Genomic DNA, 16,830 nt, shown 5'->3' with positions numbered 1-16,830 from the left:
CGTCAGGACAGCCGTCCCAGTGCGGGGAGTAACACAAAGCAGACGGCGGTGCCGACCAACGCCACCGCGATGCCTGTGCAAAGCTGTCGCGCGCGCCCGCCGCGAGCGCAGAGCACAGCAGCGGCGATCAATTCGATCGCGTACAGCAGGATGAGCGCGAAGATCAGGTATCCGTTGATGAAGAACGGAATCACGTTCAGCGTGAGGAAAACTGCAGCCCCTCTGAATGACAGTGGGCCGAACCAGGTTTCGCGCCTGTACTGCGGAGCGGAGTGTTCTCGGGTCACAGGACGCTCCTACCTGGTCGCGAAATAGAGGCATCCGATGATGACAGACGACCCGAGCCATATGCCCGCGGTGGTCACTGCGGCAAGAGCTACACCGCGGACGGGCCCCCGTGCCTTCCATCGAAGGAGCGAGGCGATGAGGGTACCTACCACCGAGGCGGCGAGAAACGAACCGAAGATCGTGCCGTCGGTGTCCGAGTGCATCACCCGCGCCGCGATCATCATGACCACCAACTGCACCAGGAAGAAACCCGCGACGCCCCATGTGGCGAAGCGCCAGAACCGCGCATTATCTCCCACGTGGCACGAGTTCAGGCGCGCTGGTCGAATCCGTCTGCTTTGACGGTGCTGGTGAAGGCGTCCCATTCGGTGGGGGTGAAGATCAGCGCGGGGCCGGTGCGGTCCTTCGAATCGCGTACGCCCACAGGGCCTTCGGCGAGGAAGGCGACCTCGACGCAGTCTTGGCCGCCTGCACTGTGGCTGCTCGTGAACCAGTGGGCTCCGTGTAGGTCAACGTTCACGCTCGTGCTCCCTCGCGATTTCGCGTAGCAGGTCTCGACTTGCGCGACCATCCAGAGCCGCACACTGGATGGTCCGATGTACCTCACGATACCTATCGACGTCATCGGTGTTCTCGAAGTACATGGCACCAGTGAAGTTCTCCGCGTAGACCACGGTCGGCTCGACTTCTTCGCCCCTGCTGTTCAGCCCGAATTCCAGGATCGTAAACGGACCGGGGGCACATCCGGCCGGGAAGCCGGATCGGAACGGGAGAACATGAATCGATACGTTCGGTTCAGTGCTGACATCGGCCAAGTGCCGTACTTGTCTTGCCATCACTTTCGGCGAGCCCACCACCGTTCGCAGCGCAGACTCGTGCAATGTCGCTCCCAGGCAGGCGGGCTGGGTCCTTCGATTGATCACTCCCTGCCGTCTCAAACGCATCTCTACGCGCCGATCGAGCTCATCCTCGCTATCGTTCGGGAAGTAGATACGGTCCAGACCTTGCGCGTAATGCGCGGTCTGGAGCAATCCGGGGATCAAGCACGGCTGAAACGACTTCATCTCTCGCGCAGCGGATTCCAACCCCATGTACACGTCGAAGTTCGGTGAGATCAGCGACCCGTAGGCCTGCCACCAGTTTTTGACCGCAGCCTGTTCCGCCAGTGCGACCAGATCGGCCGTCTGCTCGGATTTGAGCTGGTAGATCTCGCACAGTAACCCCACATCATGGGTGCGGATCTTCTCGGTCTGTCCCTTCTCCAGCCGCTGCAGCGTCGACTTTCCCCATTGCATGAGTTTGGCCGCTTCCACCAGGGTCAGCCCGATGGACTCCCGGCCCTCCCGGAGGTGTCGCCCGAGTTGACGGCGTGGAAGCGTGCTGTCGGCCACCGACATTGTTGTCCCCTCCTGATTCGGCAGACTTTCCCAGCCCGGGAAATATTTGCATTTGCTATGGGAGTCGCGCAGGGGTTTTCGCGCAGATTTCCGGCTGTCGGTGTTCTGCCGCTCTGTGGTCCCCGCCTGCGGTCTGCTGATCATCGCACCCGGTTGCGCCGTAGGTGCCGCGAAACTCCCTGCGGCGCACAGGACTCGGCCGACCGAGCGGCCGAGTCCGCCGGGTGCCCTGTCCGTGGAGAGAAAGGTAGCGATGGATCAGAGGACATTCGCCGACACGCCGGTCTCGCGATGCGTCTACTACCGCCGAACGTGTGGCCTACCCGCTGCGATACAACCTGATACGGGCCGGATCGTGGTGCACGCCGGTCCGGTCGGTGCCGTCACGATGCCAGGCGAACTCGGGTGCCGGGTGCGCGACGATATGCTGCATCGTCGAATAGATTTGGGGCCCATCATTTCTCATATCGGATCGGGCCGCTGGACCTTCCTGTGCCGGCAGGGCGTAGGTGACGGCCTGGTCGATATGCGACTGTTCGCGGCACTGTTCCGGCTCAACGTGTCGATCGTGGCGGCGGGTGCGGCGATCGCACTGCCGTCGCCGACGGCGGAATCGATGCGGCACCGCCGCTGGGTCGTCGCGCCACGCGACAGTTTCCGGCCGGCCGAGGAGGCGATCCTCGACACGGTCGCCGCCTGCACGGGCGGATGGTCATGGACCCGATAGCTGCCCTGCCACCGAAATATCAACTGCTGCAAGCATGTCGTGGCAATATCCGCACCGGTCACCCGCTCCTGAACGGCGCACACCGGCTCGCTGTCCTGCACGCCCAACGGCGGCACTGTGACCGCGACGGCGCCGACATCATCGACCGGGCCAGAGCACTGCTCATCGCCGAACTCGATCAGTGGATCACCGGCCGCTTCCCGCCCGCGCACGGCGCCGCATCGATTCACACCGAAACCTTGGGCTCGGTCATCGACCGGCTCGCCTACTACACCGCCGGTGTGGATGCGGCGTTCGCCGAGGCGCGCGCCGCGGAATTACGGTATCTGTGGGGAAAACTCGGCGAGCTGGCAGTCGCCTACTCCGATCTCGTCACCGACATTCAGAGCGGCCTGCGCCGCTTGCCGGGTTGCAGTTGACCGTCGGGGCGTGGCCGGCCGCAGGCCGTGGCACTGGGTCACGGCCTGGGTACAAGCACGAACGGTAGCGGCTACGCGACTTTCAACGTCCCGCCGTCGATGACGTAGTCGGCGCCGACGATATTGCCGGCTCGCGCGGAGGCGAGGAAGGCGACCAGTGTGGCGACCTCCTCGGGCTCCGAGATCCGCCCCGAGGCGATGCCGAAACTCTCGCTGATGCCCGCGAGCAGGTCGTCGTGCGAGATGCCCTGCGCCGCAGCGAGTTTTCCGCCGAAGCGGTTCGGGTCCCGCCACAGTGGAGTGCCCACGACGCCGGGGGATACGGTGTTGACGCGCACGCCGCGCGGGGCCAATTCCTCACTGAGGCGTTTGCTCAACGCGGTCAGCGCGGCCTTGGCCTCGCTGTAGCCGATCGGCCCGGCCGCGGGCAGGCGCGAGTTGATCGAGGAGATGTTCACGATCGCGCCGCGGCGTTCCAGCAGGCTGGGCAGCGCCGCGCGCGTGGTCCAGACGGCGCTGAACAGATTGAGGTCGAACAGGGTTCGCCATTGTTCGTCGGAGATGTCGGTGAATGCGCCCAGCCCCAGCCGATCCGCATCACCGCCACCGACATTGTTGACCAGGATGTCGATGCCGCCGAGTTCACGCAGCGCCGAATCGATCAGGGTGGTGGCGCCCTCGGAGGTGCCGAGATCGACGGAATAGGCTGCCACACTGGCCTTTTCCAGCTCCGGCGTGACGGTGCGCGCGGCGCCGACGACCAGTGCTCCCTCGGCGGTCAGCGCCTCGGCGATCGCCAGTCCGATGCCGCGGCTCGCGCCGGTGACGACGGCGGTCTTGCCGGTGAGTTCGAGGTCCATGAGCTTCCCTTTCTTGAACTTCAGGTCAAAAATTGCGGTATGAAAAAGGGCCGCGGTGGCGGCCCGGATGTCAGAGGGTGGTCAGTGCGGTGTCGATGATGCGGTGCAGGGTCTGCGCATCGCTGGTCTTCGCCATGACGCGCAGTCCCACGATGGTGTTCATCAGGAATTCGGCGGCGGCCCGCGGATCGACGTCCTGTGCCACGTCGCCGTCGCGTCGACCCCGATCGATCCGATCGGACAGTGCGGTCATGGTGTTCTCCTGCATGGTCCGGACCGCCTTCGTGATCTCGGGATCCTGCGCGGAGAATTCGGTCGCGGTGTTCACCGCCAGACACCCCCGCCGAACAGGCTGCGCCACATCGGAATCCACCAGAAACCGGATGAACGCGCCGATGCACTCGCGTGCGGTCCCCGGCCGGGCCATGAACTCCCCGGCCACTTCCGCTCCCATCCGGTCGTAACGGTTCAGTACCCGCTCGAACAGCTCCCGCTTGCTGCCGAACGTGTTGTACAAACTCCCCTTCCCGATCCCGGTAGCCTCGGCCAGCCGCGCCGGCGAGGTATTCGCATACCCATGAGTCCAGAACGCGTCCAGAGCCCGATCCACCACGGTCTCGGTCTCGAAGTTACGCGGCCTGCCCATGTCTCGACCCTACGAGTTTTTGTCCTTGAGGTCAATAATGGAGTTCGCCGACGGGCGAGCTCTCGGACGGTGCCCGTGTGTGACAGTTGTTGGCTGCGTTAATATCTCGTCATCAGGTTGCGGCCCGACGGGCTTCTGTGAGCAACGGATACGCCCCCAACCGCGCGAGGATTCGTGCTGCTTGGGGGTGTTGTCGTGTCATCTCGGGTGTACCGGTCGACGGCAGAAGAGGTGTTGCATCTGTCGGTGGAGCAGCAGCTGTCGGCGATAGTCTCCGAGCATCTGGGCCGGACGAAACGTAAGGTGCCGACCGCCGAGCAACGCTCCTGGGACGTGAGCCTGCCGTGGATCGCCGGGGATCTGGTCGCTACCGGGCTCGAGCACGTCGAGATGCTGATCGAATATCGGCTGCCCGAGACGAGCCGCCGGGCTGATGTGATTCTGAGTGGTGTCCACCCACAAACCGGAGACGATCACTACGTCGTCGTCGAGTTGAAGCAGTGGGGGCGAGCGGAGCTCGTCTGGAACAGCGACCGAATCGTGCGGGTACAGGGGCTGCCGGGCGAGCACCTTCACCCCATCGATCAGGTGCGTGGCTATTGCAGATATCTGACCCGATTCGTCGAGGCTCTCCATGATCGGCCGAATGCCGTCCGTGGAGTGGCCTACTTGCACAATGCAACCGAGAATTCCGTGAGCGCGCTGCGAGCTCTGCGGCCGGACGAGACGGGCCGCATGTTCACCGGTGAGCAACGGGAAGAGTTTCTGACCTTCCTCAAGAGTCAGTTCGCTCCGGAATCGGGCACCGGAGCAGCGAGCCGACTGTTGGAGAGCCCTATTCGACCGAAGCCGAACCTGTTCGGGTTCACCGGTGCGGAGCTGCGGTCGGCGACCGAATACTCGCTGCTCGACCACCAGAAACTGGCGTACGAAACGGTGATGAGCCGAGTGCGGTTGGCTCGGCAGACGGACCAGAAGAGTGTTGTGGTCGTTACCGGTGGACCGGGCAGTGGCAAGAGCCTCATCGCGGTCTCGCTGCTCGCGGAGTTGCACCGCGAGGGTTACCGTGTGCGGCACGCGACGGGATCCCTGGCCTTCACCGAATCGCTGCGAAAGTTCCCCGGCAAGGGCTCCAGGGAACTTCAGGACTTGTTCAAGTACTTTCGGAACTTCTCCGACTGCGAAAAGAACGAGCTCGACGTCCTCATCTGCGATGAGGCTCATCGAATTCGCGAGGTATCCACGAATCGGTTCACACCGCGCGCCCAGCGCACCAGCCGTCCACAGGTGGACGAGTTGATGGCTGCGGCGAGGGTCCCGGTCTTTCTTCTCGATGAACATCAGGTCGTCAGGCCGGACGAGGTGGGGACGGTTCACGCGATCCGAGATCATGCGGCGCGCGCGGGGTACGTGGTGCACCAGATCGAATTGGACGGGCAGTACCGATGCGGGGGCAGCGCCGAATATGACGAATGGGTGCGTCGTCTGCTGGGGTTGCGCATCGGAGGTCCGACACCGTGGGCGGGAGACTCCGCCGCGCTCGACGTCCGTATTGCGGAGACGCCGCAGGAAATGGAAACGTTCTTGCGAGACAAGAACGCCGACGGATGGACCGCGCGAATCGCCGCCGGATATTGCTGGCCTTGGAGTTCTCCGAGGGAAGATGGGACTCTCGTCGACGACGTGGTCATCGGCGAGTGGGCCAAGCCGTGGAACCTTCGAGGAGAACGGGCTGTCGGGGGCGCTCCGCCGAGTTCGCTGTGGGCAACCGACCCCCGCGGATTCGAACAGGTCGGCTGCGTCTACACCGCCCAGGGATTCGAATACGACTGGTCGGGTGTCATTATCGGTCCCGACCTGGTGGTTCGCGACGGGCACTTGACGACGGTTCGCGACGCTACCAAGGACAAGGCGCTCAAGGGCACGAAAACCAAACCGGTAGGTGACGAAACCTTCGACACACTGGTGCGAAATATCTACAAGGTGCTTCTCACCCGCGGGATGCGAGGAGTCGTTATACATTCTGTCGATCCGGACACACAAGCCTTTCTGAAGAGCCTTGTCGACTGAACAGCGACCGCGATAGGGATGTGCGTGTTCCTCGTGGCGGCTCCCGATGGCACGGTCGTCTGTTCGTAGTGATTGCGCGTCTACCTGTCGATGTCTTCGGCCGGAGTGCCGTTCCCGACGGTCCCGGCGAACCAGGCGGAGAGCAGGACGGCTATCAGGGGGAAGGTGAAGGCGACGGTGAGGGAGGTGAGTTGGGCGAGCCAGCCTATGACCGAGGGGCCGGCGAGGAAGCCCAGGTAGCCGAGGCCGAAGACCTTGGACATGTCGGTGGCGGCGGTGGCGGTGCTCAGATTGCCCGCGGCGGTGAAGATCTGGGGGACGCCGCCGGCGAGGCCGAGGCCGGCGAGGATCCAGCCCGCGAGGCTCAGGGGCAGCCACGGTGAGGCCATGATGGCGGCGAGACCGGCGGCGCTGAGAACCGAACCCCAGCGGACGACGGCGACGCGGCCGAAGCGTTCGCTGATCCGGTCCGCGGTGAAGCGGCCGACGGTCATCGCGATGGAGAACGCACCGAACGACAGGGCGGCGGTGGCGTCGCTGACGCCCAGATGTTCGTGCGTCTGCAGTGCGCTCCAGTCGTTGGCCACGCCCTCGGCCATCAGTAGAGCGAAAGCGATCGCGGCCAGCGCCAGAACTTTCGGAGGCAGCCATCGCCGGATACGTCGCCGCACTGCGGAATCGGCTACGCGGCGACCGGGCCGCGAACCCGCGGCGGGGGCGCCGGCTGCCGGAAGTGCCGCGGCCGATTCGGTGACAGCCACACCGTTTCCGGCCGAGGAGTGATCCGGCACCGCCGCGGATTCGGCGATCGTGGCTGCCGGCTCGACGTGCGAGGTGGCGTGCAGGCGGGGGAGCAGGCTCGGCGCACTGGCCAGCATCACCAGCAGGCCCAGCACGGCCGCGACCGCGAAACTCACCCGGATATCGGTCCCGGCGTGCATGGCCGCCGCGCCGGCGAGCGAGCCGACCAGACCGCCGCAGGAGAAGAGCGCGTGGAACGCCGCCATGATCGGCCGGCGGTAGACCCGCTCGACCTGCACGGCCTGGGCGTTCATCGACACGTCGAGCGCGCCGTTGCCGAAACCGAAGATCGCGAGCGCGATACCGAGCTGCACCGGCCCGGTGGCCCACGCCGGTCCGCTCACCGCCACGACCAGCCAGGTGACGGCCGCGGTGACCAGGGTTCGGCTGCCGAAGCGGTCGGCGAGCGGACCCGCCGCCTGCATACCGACGATGCCGCTGCCGGCCATCACCAGGATCAGAATTCCGAGGGTCCCGTGCGAGACCCCGGTGCGATCGGTGATGACCGGAATGTGCACCACCCACATCGCGGCCAGGAACCCGTTGAGCGCGAAAACCGCGAACACCGCTGCCCGCGTGCGGCGGGTGGCCGGAGCAACCGTCCCGCGCCGAGTCGTCTCCACCGATGAATGCATCGACTCGACGGTACCGGGCGCGCACCGATTGTTCACCGCACGAGAGGCCGTGCCGAACCATGTGGCTCGGCACGCGGAACCCCTTGGGGCCCAACACCCGAAGCGCCTGCCCCGCGGGTACGACTCCGGAGCGGAGGAGTGCGTCGAAGCGTCGTTGATTCGGCGGCGCCGACCGCGGTCGGCGGCTCCCCATATCCCGAGCGATCACGGCATCGTCGACGTCACCGCACGGGCCCCGGATGTAACCGGTTTCGATTCGAGTGTATGACCTACCACCGACACGTTTCGGCGCCGCGCCGGGTTCAACCCTGCCGCCTCCACCCGCGTCGCTCCGGCGGTCCTATGGCGACCTGCGCGGCGGGCTCCGTGGTGACGCAGGCTGCCGCCTCCGCCCGCGTCGCTCCGGTCGCGTCACTATTGTCGGGGCGGTGACCACACAGCAGGACTATCCGGTGCTCTGGCCGGTGCCGACCCGATGGGCCGACAACGACCACTACGGCCACGTCAACAACGTGACCTACTACTCGTACTTCGACACGGCGGTCAACGCCTGGTTGATGGCCGCGACCGGCACCGATATCCGGGAGCTGCCCGCGATCGGCGTGGTCGCCCAGACCTCGTGCCAGTATCTGGGCTCGCTGAGCTTCCCCGACCACCTGCGGGTCGGGTTGCGGATCAGCCGCCTCGGCCGCTCCAGCATCACCTACGATCTGGCGATCTTCCGTGTCCTGGACGCCGGCACCGCCGCCGACACCGCCGGAGAGAACCTGGAGCTGGCCGCCACCGGCACCTTCGTACACGTCTACGTGGACAACGAGTCCCGCAAATCGGTGGAGATCCCGGCGATCATCCGCAGCGCCGCCGCCGCGCTGGTGACCGGCGAGACCCAGGCGCCGGCGCAGCCCGGGAACGACGACGCCTGAGCACCGGCGAGGTCGGTGTTCGCGGGACCTCAGACCCGGCCGAGCAGGGTCAGCGGATCCTCGAGCAGTGAGGCGACCGTCGAGAGGAACCGCGCGCCTAGTTCCCCGTCGATCATGCGGTGATCGAAGCTCACACCGAGCGTCGTGATCCACCGGATCGCCGGCTCGTCGCGATACACCCACGGGCGTTTCCGGATCGATCCCAGGCACAGAATCGCGCCCTCACCCGGATTCACCAGCGGCACACCGGTATCGACGCCGAACACACCCACATTGCTGATGGTGAAGGTGCCACCGCGCAGATCGGCGGGGGTCGCCGAACCGGCGCGGGCCACGTCGGCGAGCCAGCCGATCTCCCGGCACAGTTCGCGCAGGCTCAGCGACTGCGCCTCCTTGATGTTGGGGACGAGCAGCCCGCGTTCGGTGGCCACGGCGATGCCGAGGTTGACGTAGTGCTTGGTGACGATCTGATTGGCTTCGGCGTCCCAGCAGGAGTTGATCCCGGGAAATTCGGCGATCGCCGCGAGCGTCGCCTTCGCCACCAGGGCGAGGGGAGTGAGCGACAGCCCGGTGAAGGAGTCGGTGCTGCGCAGATGGTCGAGCAACTCCATCGAGGCGGTGAAATCGGTGGTCACGAATGCGCTGGCCTGCGGAATCGTGCGGGCGCTGGTGGTCATGGCCGCGGCGATGCGCTTGCGGACACCGTTGACCGGGGTGCGGGTTTCGCGTTCGCTCGGCGTCGGCCGGATGATGCCGCCGTCGGGTCGCATGGTGGGCACCGGTGGCGCGGCCGGGCGCGGAGCGTCGGCGGCCTCCTCCTCGGTCCGCACCCGGCGCGGCGGCTGCGATACCGGCACCGCGTGGCGCACATCCTCGACCGTCACCGCTCCGCCCGGACCCGAGCCGGCCACGAACGCGATGTTGATACCGAGTTCGCGAGCCAGCTGGCGGGCGGCCGGAGTGGCGGGCGGGCGGCCCGGGAACTCCGGCGGAATCTCCTCGGGCCGTCCCGGTGCGGCCGAATGTGGCGTCACCGCACCATTTTTCGACGCCGGACGGCGCCGCGTGGGCGCTTCGGTCCCGGGCCCGTAACCGACGAGCACCGATGTCCGGCTTTCGTCCGCCGCTGGAGCGTCGCCGGCCGGCGCGGCGGTGTGCACTCTGATCAGCGGTGCGCCGACCGCCACCGTTTCGCCGGGCCGGGCCAGCAGTTCGGCGACCTGTCCGGCGAACGGACACGGTAGTTCGACCTGCGCCTTGGCGGTCTCCACCTCGGCGATGGTCTGGTTGAGTTCGACGGTATCGCCGACGGCCACCGACCAGGAGATCAGTTCGGCCTCGGTCAATCCCTCCCCGAGATCGGGCAGCCGGAACTCGAGTATGTGGTTGTTGTCGTCCACAGCAGGGTCTTCCAACGGGCACCTCTGTCCGAACAGTTGTCACGCGGCGAACGTTCGATCGACCGCGTCGAGAATGCGATCGGGGTCTGGCATGTGGTGCCGTTCGAGCTTAGCCGGGGGATACGGGATGTCGAAGCCACCGACGCGCAGGACCGGCGCCTCGAGATAGTAGAAACACCGTTCGGCGATGCGGGCGGCGATCTCGGCGCCGAGGCCCGCGAAGACCGGCGCCTCGTGTGTGACGATCAGCCGGCCGGTGCGGCGCACCGATTCCTCGATGGTGTCGAAATCGATCGGCGACAGGCTGCGCAGATCGATCACCTCGAGTGAATGCCCCTCTCCGGCCGCGATTTCGGCCGCCGTCAGCGCGGTCGCGACCATGCCGCCGTAGGCGACGATCGTGGCGTCGCGGCCCGAACGGCGGATGCGCGCCCGGTCCAGGGGAAGCGGATCCGCGTCCAGGGCGGGGAAATCCAGATCGGCCTTGTCCCAGTAACGCCGCTTGGGCTCGAAGAAGACGACCGGGTCGTCACACGAAATAGCTTGGCGCAACAGGCGATACGCATCCTCGGGCGTACTCGGCGAGACCACGCGCAGTCCGGCCGTATGCGCGAAATACGCCTCCGGCGACTCCGAGTGATGTTCGACCGAACCGATTCCCCCGCCGAACGGAATCCGGATGGTGATCGGCGCGCGAACCTTGCCCTGGGTGCGGTAGTGGATCTTGGCGACCTGCGAGACGATCTGGTCGAAGGCCGGGTAGACGAACCCGTCGAACTGGATCTCGCACACCGGCCGGAAACCGCGCAGTGCCATGCCGAAAGCGGTGCCGATGATGCCGGATTCGGCCAGCGGCGTGTCGATGACGCGGTTGTTGCCGAAATCCTTCTGCAGCGTGTCGGTCACCCGGAACACGCCGCCGAGCCGCCCGATGTCCTCACCCATCAGCACGACCTTCGGATCGTCCTCCAAGGCCCGGCGCATCCCCGTGTTCAGCGCGTTCGCGAAGGTGGTGATCATGCCCGTACTCCTTCCTCGAAACCCGCCAGGTACCCGGCGTACTCGTCGCGCTCGGCGGCGATCAGCGGATGCGCGGTGGTGTAGACGTGCTCGAACAGCTGCATCGGATCCGGGTCGGGCATATCGATGGTCGCGGTGCGGACCGCGGCACCGACCGCGTCGGCGTGCGCGCTGACCTGCCGCTCGAAATCGCTGTCCCACAGCCCCTCTCGTTCGAGGAGCCGTCGCATGCGGTCGATCGGGTCGCGGCGCTTCCACAGTTCGGTTTCCGCGGCCGAGCGGTAGCGGGTGGGATCGTCGGCGGTGGTGTGCGGGCCCATCCGGTAGGTGATCGCCTCGATGAACGACGGGCCGCCCCCGGCGCGGGCGCGGGCGACGGCCTGGCGCGTCATCGCCAGGACGGCCATCACGTCGTTACCGTCGACCTGCACGCCCGGGATGCCGTACCCGTAGGCGCGCCGGACGATCGGCGTCTGGCTCTGCAGCTGTACCGGTTCGCTGATCGCCCAGTGGTTGTTCTGGCAGAAGAACACCACCGGCGCACTCCAGGAGGCGGCGAAGCCGAGCGCCTCGGCGATATCGCCCTGACTGCTGGCGCCGTCGCCGAAGTAGGTCAGCACCGCGATCTCCGCGCCTTCCAGATGTGCGGCGTAGGCGTAACCGGTGGCGTGCAGGCCCTGAGAGCCGACGACGATGGCCGGATTGGTCATGTTGATCTCGTCCGGATCCCAGCACGAATGCGCCACTCCCCGCCACAGCCGGGTGATCAGGGCGGGATCCACGCCACGGCAGTAGGCGACACCCGCCTCGCGGTAGCTGCAGAAGACGTAATCGTCGTCGTGCAGGGCGTGGGCCGAGCCGATCTGCGATGCCTCCTGGCCGAGCAGTGGCGCCCACAGGCCGAGCTGTCCCTGCCGCTGCAGTGCGGTCGCCTCGACGTCGATGCGGCGGGTGACGACCAGGTCTTCGTAGAGTTCACGCAGTTCGGCCGGACCGATATCCGCGATCAGGGCCGCGTGCTCGCGATCGAGAACCCGGCGCCCGTCGGGCTGGACCAGTTGCACGGGATAGGGGTTCGTCCCGGTGTCGTACCTGGTTGTGGTGTTGTGCGTGGTCGTGTTGTGCACAGCCATCACCTCCTCGTTGCCGCGTACGACGGGGTCTTCCGTCCCTCGCGATCCGGCGGACTGCCTTTCGCCAGCTGTGTGCTGTACCTCACAGCATCCACGATTGAGCGCAGTGCGCAAGTGGCAACACGCGGACTGTGCAGAATGCTCGATCCGGACGGGGGCCGGACTGTCATACTGCGTTATATGCCCAGTGCTGAACCCGCTCCCGCGACAATCGACGCCACCGATGCCCGGCTGCTGCTGGAACTGGTTGCCAACCCTCGTGCCACCGGGGTGGAACTGGCCACGCGACTGGGGTTGTCCCGCAATACCGTGCAGGCCCGGCTGGCCCGATGGGAGGCCGCCGGGGTTCTCGCCGGATTCGAACGGCGCGTGGACCCGCGCGCCCTCGGTTACCGGCTGGCGGCCTTCGTCGCGGTGGTGGTCGATCAGCATCGGCTCGCCGATGTGGTGGCCGAACTCGCCGAGATACCCGAGGTCACCGAGGTGTGCGGCACGACCGGGCAGACGGATCTGACCGTTCGCGTGGTCGCGCGCGACGCCGACGACCTGTACCGGATCACCGGCGCGATCCTGAAGATCGCGGGTGTGCAGCGCACCAATATGGCGCTGGTGATGCAGCAATTGGTCGGGCCGCGCACCGCGCCGCTGCTGCAGCGGCTGGCCGGAGCCGACGAGTCGGCAGCGCCACGACAGGACGCCGGGGAGAATTCGGTCCAGTTCCGGCGTACTGGCCGCTGACGGCAGGGCCAGCCGCCCGCGAAGATAGCCCGGTGACTGCCACCGCCGATTCCACCTCCCACCCGCCCGACGTCGCCGAGGCGCAGACGGGCGTCCGGGCGGCAGCCGTCGAGGGCGGGCACGGCGGTACCGGACCGGCGATGGGCGCCGGGATCATCGCGGCGCTGGTCGGTTTCACCAGTTCGTTCGCGGTCGTGCTGGCCGGACTGACCGCGGTCGGCGCGACCCCGGCGCAGGCCGCCTCGGGTCTGCTGGCGGTCTGTGTCACGCAGGCGGTGGGCATGTGGATCCTGAGCCGGCGCTACCGCATGCCGATCACCCTCGCCTGGTCCACTCCCGGTGCGGCGCTGCTGGCCGGCGCCGGCGCGGTGACCGGTGGCTGGCCCGCCGCGGTGGGGGCATTCGTGGTCACCGGGGTTTTGATCGTCCTCACCGGATGCTGGTCCCGGCTGGGCCGGCTGATCACCGCGATCCCGGTCGAGATCGCGCAGGCAATGCTCGCCGGCGTACTGCTGCCGCTGTGCCTGGCGCCGCTGCGGGCGCTGACCACCTCGAGCGCGGCGGTGGTGGCGCCGGTGCTGGTGGTGTGGGTGGTGCTGCAGCGGTACGCGCAGCGGTGGGCGGTGCCCGGCGCCTTCGTCACCGCGGTGGCCGGGGCGGCGATCGCGATGGTCGCCGGACATCGCTCGATTCCGGTCGCCGATCTCGTGCCGAAGCTGGAACTCACTGTGCCGCACTGGAGTTGGCAGGCGATCATCGGCATCGCGATTCCGCTGTACGTGGTCACCATGGCCGCGCAGAACATCCCCGGCGTGGCGGTGATGAGCTCGTTCGGATATCGGGTGCCGTGGCGGGCGTCGATGACGGTGACCGGGCTCGGGACCATCGTGGGTGCCCCGGCGGGCGGGCATGCGATCAACCTGGCCGCGATCAGCGCGGCGTTGGCGGCCGCGCCGTCGGCCCACCCCGACCCGCGCCGGCGCTGGGCGGCCACCATGGCCGCCGGCGGGGCCTACCTCGTGCTGGCTCCGGCCGCCGCGGCGCTGGTCGCGCTCGCCGCCGCCGCACCCGCCGGTGTGCTGGAAACCGTTGCCGGACTTGCCCTCCTCGGCACTTTCGCCGCCGCGCTCACCGCGGCGCTCGGGGTCGCCGAACATCGAGTCGCGGCCACGGTGACGTTTCTGGTCTCGGCTTCCGGGATAGCGGTGTTCGGCATCGGCGCCGCGTTCTGGGCGGTGGTCGCGGGCCTGGTCGTGCGGTGGATGCTGACCCGCCGGGACGCGCCCGTGTCGTAGGCTGACACCTGTTCGCGTCACGGGTACATCTGTTGACTGAGGAGCCGGGCTTGACCGCGGTACTGATCTCCCCCGAAGAACTCCGGAAATCGCTGGCGGACAGTGAGAGCCGGGTGCATCTGCTGGATGTGCGATGGGCGCTGGGCGATCCCGACGGGCCCCAGCACTATCTCGCCGGCCACATTCCCGGCGCCATCTTCGTCGATCTGGAGACCGAACTGGCCGCGCCGCCGTCCCCGGCACACGGCCGCCACCCGTTGCCGACCCTCACCCACCTGCAGAAATGCGCCCGCAGCTGGGGCCTGCGCACCGGGGAGCCGACGGTCGTCTACGACGCCACCGGCGGCATGGCCGCCGCGCGGGCGTGGTGGCTGCTGCGCTGGGCGGGCCTGCGCGACGTGCGCATTCTCGACGGCGGCCTGCCCGCGTGGGAGCGCGGCGGCGGCGATCTGGCCGTCGGCGCCGAACCCGACCCGAAGCCCGGCGACGTGGTGCTCACGCCCGGCAATATGCCGGTGGTGGAAGCCGACGAGGTGGCTGGCTGGCGGGGCGCGCTGCTGGACGCGCGAGCCGGGGAACGCTATCGCGGGCAGGTCGAGCCGATCGACCCGCGCGCCGGGCACATCCCCGGCGCGGTGAGCGTGCCGACCGCGGAAAACCTCACGCCCGAGGGCACGTTCAAGACCCCGGACCAGTTGCGCGCGCGGTTCTCCGATCTCGGCTCCGGCCCGGTGGCGGTCTACTGTGGCTCCGGGGTGACCGCCGCCCACCAGATCGCGGCACTGTCGGTCGTGGGAGTGTCGGCGGCGCTGTATCCGGGTTCGTGGTCGCAGTGGTCGTCGGATCCGGAGCGCCCGGTCGCCACGGCGCTGGACTGACGCGAATCAGCCCACGGCCCCCGCCGCGAGGGCCGCGCGCCAGTCACCGTATTCACTGATGTCCTTGGCTTCGGCGGCGGCGGTCCCGTCACATCCGAACGCGGTGTGCCAGGTGCCGTCGTCGAGTTCGACGGCACCCAGCTGCATCGGCGCCGGCAGTGCGGCGAGGAAGCGGCCGAGGGCGGCGGGGGAGAGCAACCAGCGTTCACCCGCCACCGACACACCACCCTCGCAGCGGGTCACCGCGGGCTTCGGCGGCGTGGTGTCGAGGGCGGCGAGGCGATAGGCCGCGGCCGTGCGGACCGGACCGGCCCAGCGGGCGCCGAGCGCATGCAACTGGTGTTCCAACGGCTGGCCGCGCAGATGCGCCCCGAACACGATCAGCTCGCACACCGGCGCGACCGCCAGTGGCCACGGCCGCGTGATCTCCGCATCGCCGGTGATCGAGACGGCGATATCCGAGGCCACCGCATCCTCGAACGGACGCGCGAAAACCGTGACGCCGAAACAGGATTCGCCCGCCATCCCGGCGGGCACGGCCACGGCGCACAGATCGAACAGATTGCAGAAATTGGTGTAGGTGCCCATGCGGGAGTTCACCCCGATCGGATCCGCCTCGACCTGCGCGATGGTCGGATGCATCGGGGCGGTCGGCGCGAGCAGCGCGTCGGCGTCGCCCAGGCTGTCCATCGCGAGCGTGCGTAAGCGCTCGAGTTCGGCGCGGTCGGCGACCAGCCGATGCGCCGGAATATCGCGCGCGGCGCGGATGATGCTCGCGACGGCCGGATCGACCGCATCCGGTCGTGTCTCGATGAATTCGCCCACCGCGGCGTACCTTTCGGCGACCAGCGCCCCGTCGTAGAGCAGCCGGGCCGCTGCCAGGAACGGCGCCGGGTCGATCTCCACGATGGTCGCCCCGCGCTGCCGGAGTGCGGTGACGGTCCGGTCGAATGCCGCCCGCCACACCGGATCCAGTTCCGGCAGGTCGGCGAAGATCGCGACGGTCGGGCGTGGCGGAGCCGCCAGCCGGGTATCGGCGGGCCACGCGCGACCGGGCGCACCGGCGGCCATCACCCCCATCGCTTGATCGGCGCGTGCCGGGTCGGCGGCGAAGATCGTCACGCAATCATAGGAACGGCAGGCCGGGACGACCCCCGCGGTGGAGACGACTCCCACGGTCGGTTTGATGCCGACGATGCCCTGCAGCGCCGCCGGAACACGCCCGGACCCCGCGGTATCGGTGCCGATCGCGATATCGGCCGCGCCGGTCGCGACGGCCACGGCCGAACCGGAACTCGAACCGCCGGAGATGAATGCGGGACGCCGCGAGTCCGGGACGGGACCGTAGGGCGAGCGGGTGCCGACCAGGCCGGTCGCGAACTGATCCATATTCGTCTTGCCGATGACCACCGCACCCGCGGCGCGCAGGGCCGCGACCGCGGGCGCGTCGCGGTCGGGCAGAAAGGAGTAGTCCGGGCAGCCGGCGGTCGTCGGCAGGCCGGCGACATCGACGTTGTCCTTGACGGCCACCCGCAGACCCGCCAGCGGGCCGGTGCCGTGCGGACCCGGGTCTTCGGATCGATGAATCCAGATGCTCATG

The 16,830-nt window shown here is 67.8% G+C and carries 17 protein-coding genes; 7 read left to right on the top strand and 10 right to left on the bottom strand.

Annotated elements, in window-relative coordinates; translation table 11 throughout:
* Window positions 1-2: 2 nt before the first annotated feature.
* From IRT45_RS11665 to IRT45_RS11655, 3 genes are all read right to left on the bottom strand, one after another.
* Window positions 3-287, bottom strand: a complete 285-nt coding sequence (locus tag IRT45_RS11665; RefSeq protein WP_194805868.1) for a hypothetical protein — start codon at window positions 285-287, stop codon at window positions 3-5.
* A 311-nt stretch (window positions 288-598) separates the two neighbouring features.
* Complete coding sequence (locus IRT45_RS11660) at window positions 599-808, bottom strand: DUF397 domain-containing protein (RefSeq protein WP_194805867.1); 210 nt, start codon at window positions 806-808, stop codon at window positions 599-601.
* Complete coding sequence (locus IRT45_RS11655) at window positions 798-1,685, bottom strand: helix-turn-helix transcriptional regulator (RefSeq protein ID WP_194805866.1); 888 nt, start codon at window positions 1,683-1,685, stop codon at window positions 798-800. The genes IRT45_RS11660 and IRT45_RS11655 overlap by 11 nt, the downstream gene beginning before the upstream one ends.
* 388 nt (window positions 1,686-2,073) lie before the next feature.
* On the opposite strand from IRT45_RS11655, the gene IRT45_RS11650 reads away from it, so the two are divergent.
* Together IRT45_RS11650 and IRT45_RS11645 are read left to right on the top strand one after the other, a co-directional pair.
* A complete protein-coding gene (locus IRT45_RS11650; protein WP_228534187.1) occupies window positions 2,074-2,412 on the top strand; it encodes a hypothetical protein in 339 nt (112 codons plus the stop codon).
* The gene (locus IRT45_RS11645) at window positions 2,400-2,831 is read left to right on the top strand and encodes a DUF4254 domain-containing protein (protein ID WP_194805864.1); all 432 of its coding nucleotides are present in this window, start codon (window positions 2,400-2,402) and stop codon (window positions 2,829-2,831) included. The genes IRT45_RS11650 and IRT45_RS11645 overlap by 13 nt, the downstream gene beginning before the upstream one ends.
* Window positions 2,832-2,902: 71 nt before the next feature.
* Here the strand turns inward: IRT45_RS11645 and IRT45_RS11640 are convergent, their stop codons facing one another.
* Together IRT45_RS11640 and IRT45_RS11635 are read right to left on the bottom strand one after the other, a co-directional pair.
* Window positions 2,903-3,691, bottom strand: coding sequence for an oxidoreductase (locus IRT45_RS11640; protein ID WP_194805863.1), 789 nt, complete (start codon window positions 3,689-3,691; stop codon window positions 2,903-2,905).
* A gap of 70 nt (window positions 3,692-3,761) precedes the next feature.
* A complete protein-coding gene (locus tag IRT45_RS11635) occupies window positions 3,762-4,337 on the bottom strand; it encodes a TetR/AcrR family transcriptional regulator (RefSeq protein ID WP_194805862.1) in 576 nt (191 codons plus the stop codon).
* 195 nt (window positions 4,338-4,532) lie between these two features.
* Between IRT45_RS11635 and IRT45_RS11630 the strand changes: the two genes are divergently transcribed.
* Window positions 4,533-6,407, top strand: a complete 1,875-nt coding sequence (locus IRT45_RS11630) for a DNA/RNA helicase domain-containing protein (RefSeq protein ID WP_309240905.1) — start codon at window positions 4,533-4,535, stop codon at window positions 6,405-6,407.
* 80 nt (window positions 6,408-6,487) lie between these two features.
* Here IRT45_RS11630 and IRT45_RS11625 read toward each other — a convergent pair whose 3' ends face one another.
* Complete coding sequence (locus IRT45_RS11625) at window positions 6,488-7,843, bottom strand: MFS transporter (RefSeq protein ID WP_194805860.1); 1,356 nt, start codon at window positions 7,841-7,843, stop codon at window positions 6,488-6,490.
* Window positions 7,844-8,271: 428 nt separating this feature from the next.
* On the opposite strand from IRT45_RS11625, the gene IRT45_RS11620 reads away from it, so the two are divergent.
* Entirely contained in the window at window positions 8,272-8,766 is a 495-nt protein-coding gene (locus tag IRT45_RS11620) for a thioesterase family protein (protein ID WP_194805859.1), read from the top strand.
* Between the two features lie 29 nt (window positions 8,767-8,795).
* On the opposite strand, the gene IRT45_RS11615 is transcribed toward IRT45_RS11620, so the two are convergent.
* The 3 genes from IRT45_RS11615 to pdhA are packed head-to-tail and all read right to left on the bottom strand — an operon-like array spanning window position 8,796 to window position 12,319.
* Complete coding sequence (locus IRT45_RS11615) at window positions 8,796-10,181, bottom strand: dihydrolipoamide acetyltransferase family protein (protein WP_194805858.1); 1,386 nt, start codon at window positions 10,179-10,181, stop codon at window positions 8,796-8,798.
* 24 nt (window positions 10,182-10,205) lie between these two features.
* Complete coding sequence (locus IRT45_RS11610) at window positions 10,206-11,186, bottom strand: alpha-ketoacid dehydrogenase subunit beta (protein ID WP_194805857.1); 981 nt, start codon at window positions 11,184-11,186, stop codon at window positions 10,206-10,208.
* Entirely contained in the window at window positions 11,183-12,319 is a 1,137-nt protein-coding gene (gene pdhA / locus IRT45_RS11605) for a pyruvate dehydrogenase (acetyl-transferring) E1 component subunit alpha (RefSeq protein WP_194805856.1), read from the bottom strand. Before pdhA ends, IRT45_RS11610 begins: the two co-directional genes overlap by 4 nt.
* Window positions 12,320-12,499: 180 nt before the next feature.
* Here pdhA and IRT45_RS11600 point away from each other — a divergent pair, with 180 nt between their 5' ends.
* The 3 genes from IRT45_RS11600 (at window position 12,500) to IRT45_RS11590 (ending at window position 15,230) form a co-directional block, all read left to right on the top strand.
* Window positions 12,500-13,057: an Lrp/AsnC family transcriptional regulator gene (locus IRT45_RS11600; RefSeq protein ID WP_194805855.1), complete on the top strand. Its 558-nt coding sequence runs from the start codon at window positions 12,500-12,502 to the stop codon at window positions 13,055-13,057.
* Window positions 13,058-13,197: 140 nt separating this feature from the next.
* A complete protein-coding gene (locus tag IRT45_RS11595; RefSeq protein WP_194805941.1) occupies window positions 13,198-14,352 on the top strand; it encodes a benzoate/H(+) symporter BenE family transporter in 1,155 nt (384 codons plus the stop codon).
* Window positions 14,353-14,414: 62 nt separating this feature from the next.
* Window positions 14,415-15,230 (top strand): sulfurtransferase, encoded by an 816-nt coding sequence (locus IRT45_RS11590; protein WP_194805940.1) that lies wholly within the window; start codon window positions 14,415-14,417, stop codon window positions 15,228-15,230.
* Window positions 15,231-15,236: 6 nt separating this feature from the next.
* Here the strand turns inward: IRT45_RS11590 and atzF are convergent, their stop codons facing one another.
* A complete protein-coding gene (gene atzF, locus IRT45_RS11585) occupies window positions 15,237-16,829 on the bottom strand; it encodes an allophanate hydrolase (RefSeq protein WP_194805854.1) in 1,593 nt (530 codons plus the stop codon).
* Window position 16,830 lies beyond the last annotated feature (1 nt).

The sequence above is a fragment of the Nocardia sp. BSTN01 genome, from assembly GCF_015354405.1.
Classification (GTDB): domain Bacteria; phylum Actinomycetota; class Actinomycetes; order Mycobacteriales; family Mycobacteriaceae; genus Nocardia.
The sequence above is the reverse complement of the archived record's forward strand: the minus strand, read 5'-3'. Positions and strand labels throughout refer to the sequence as shown.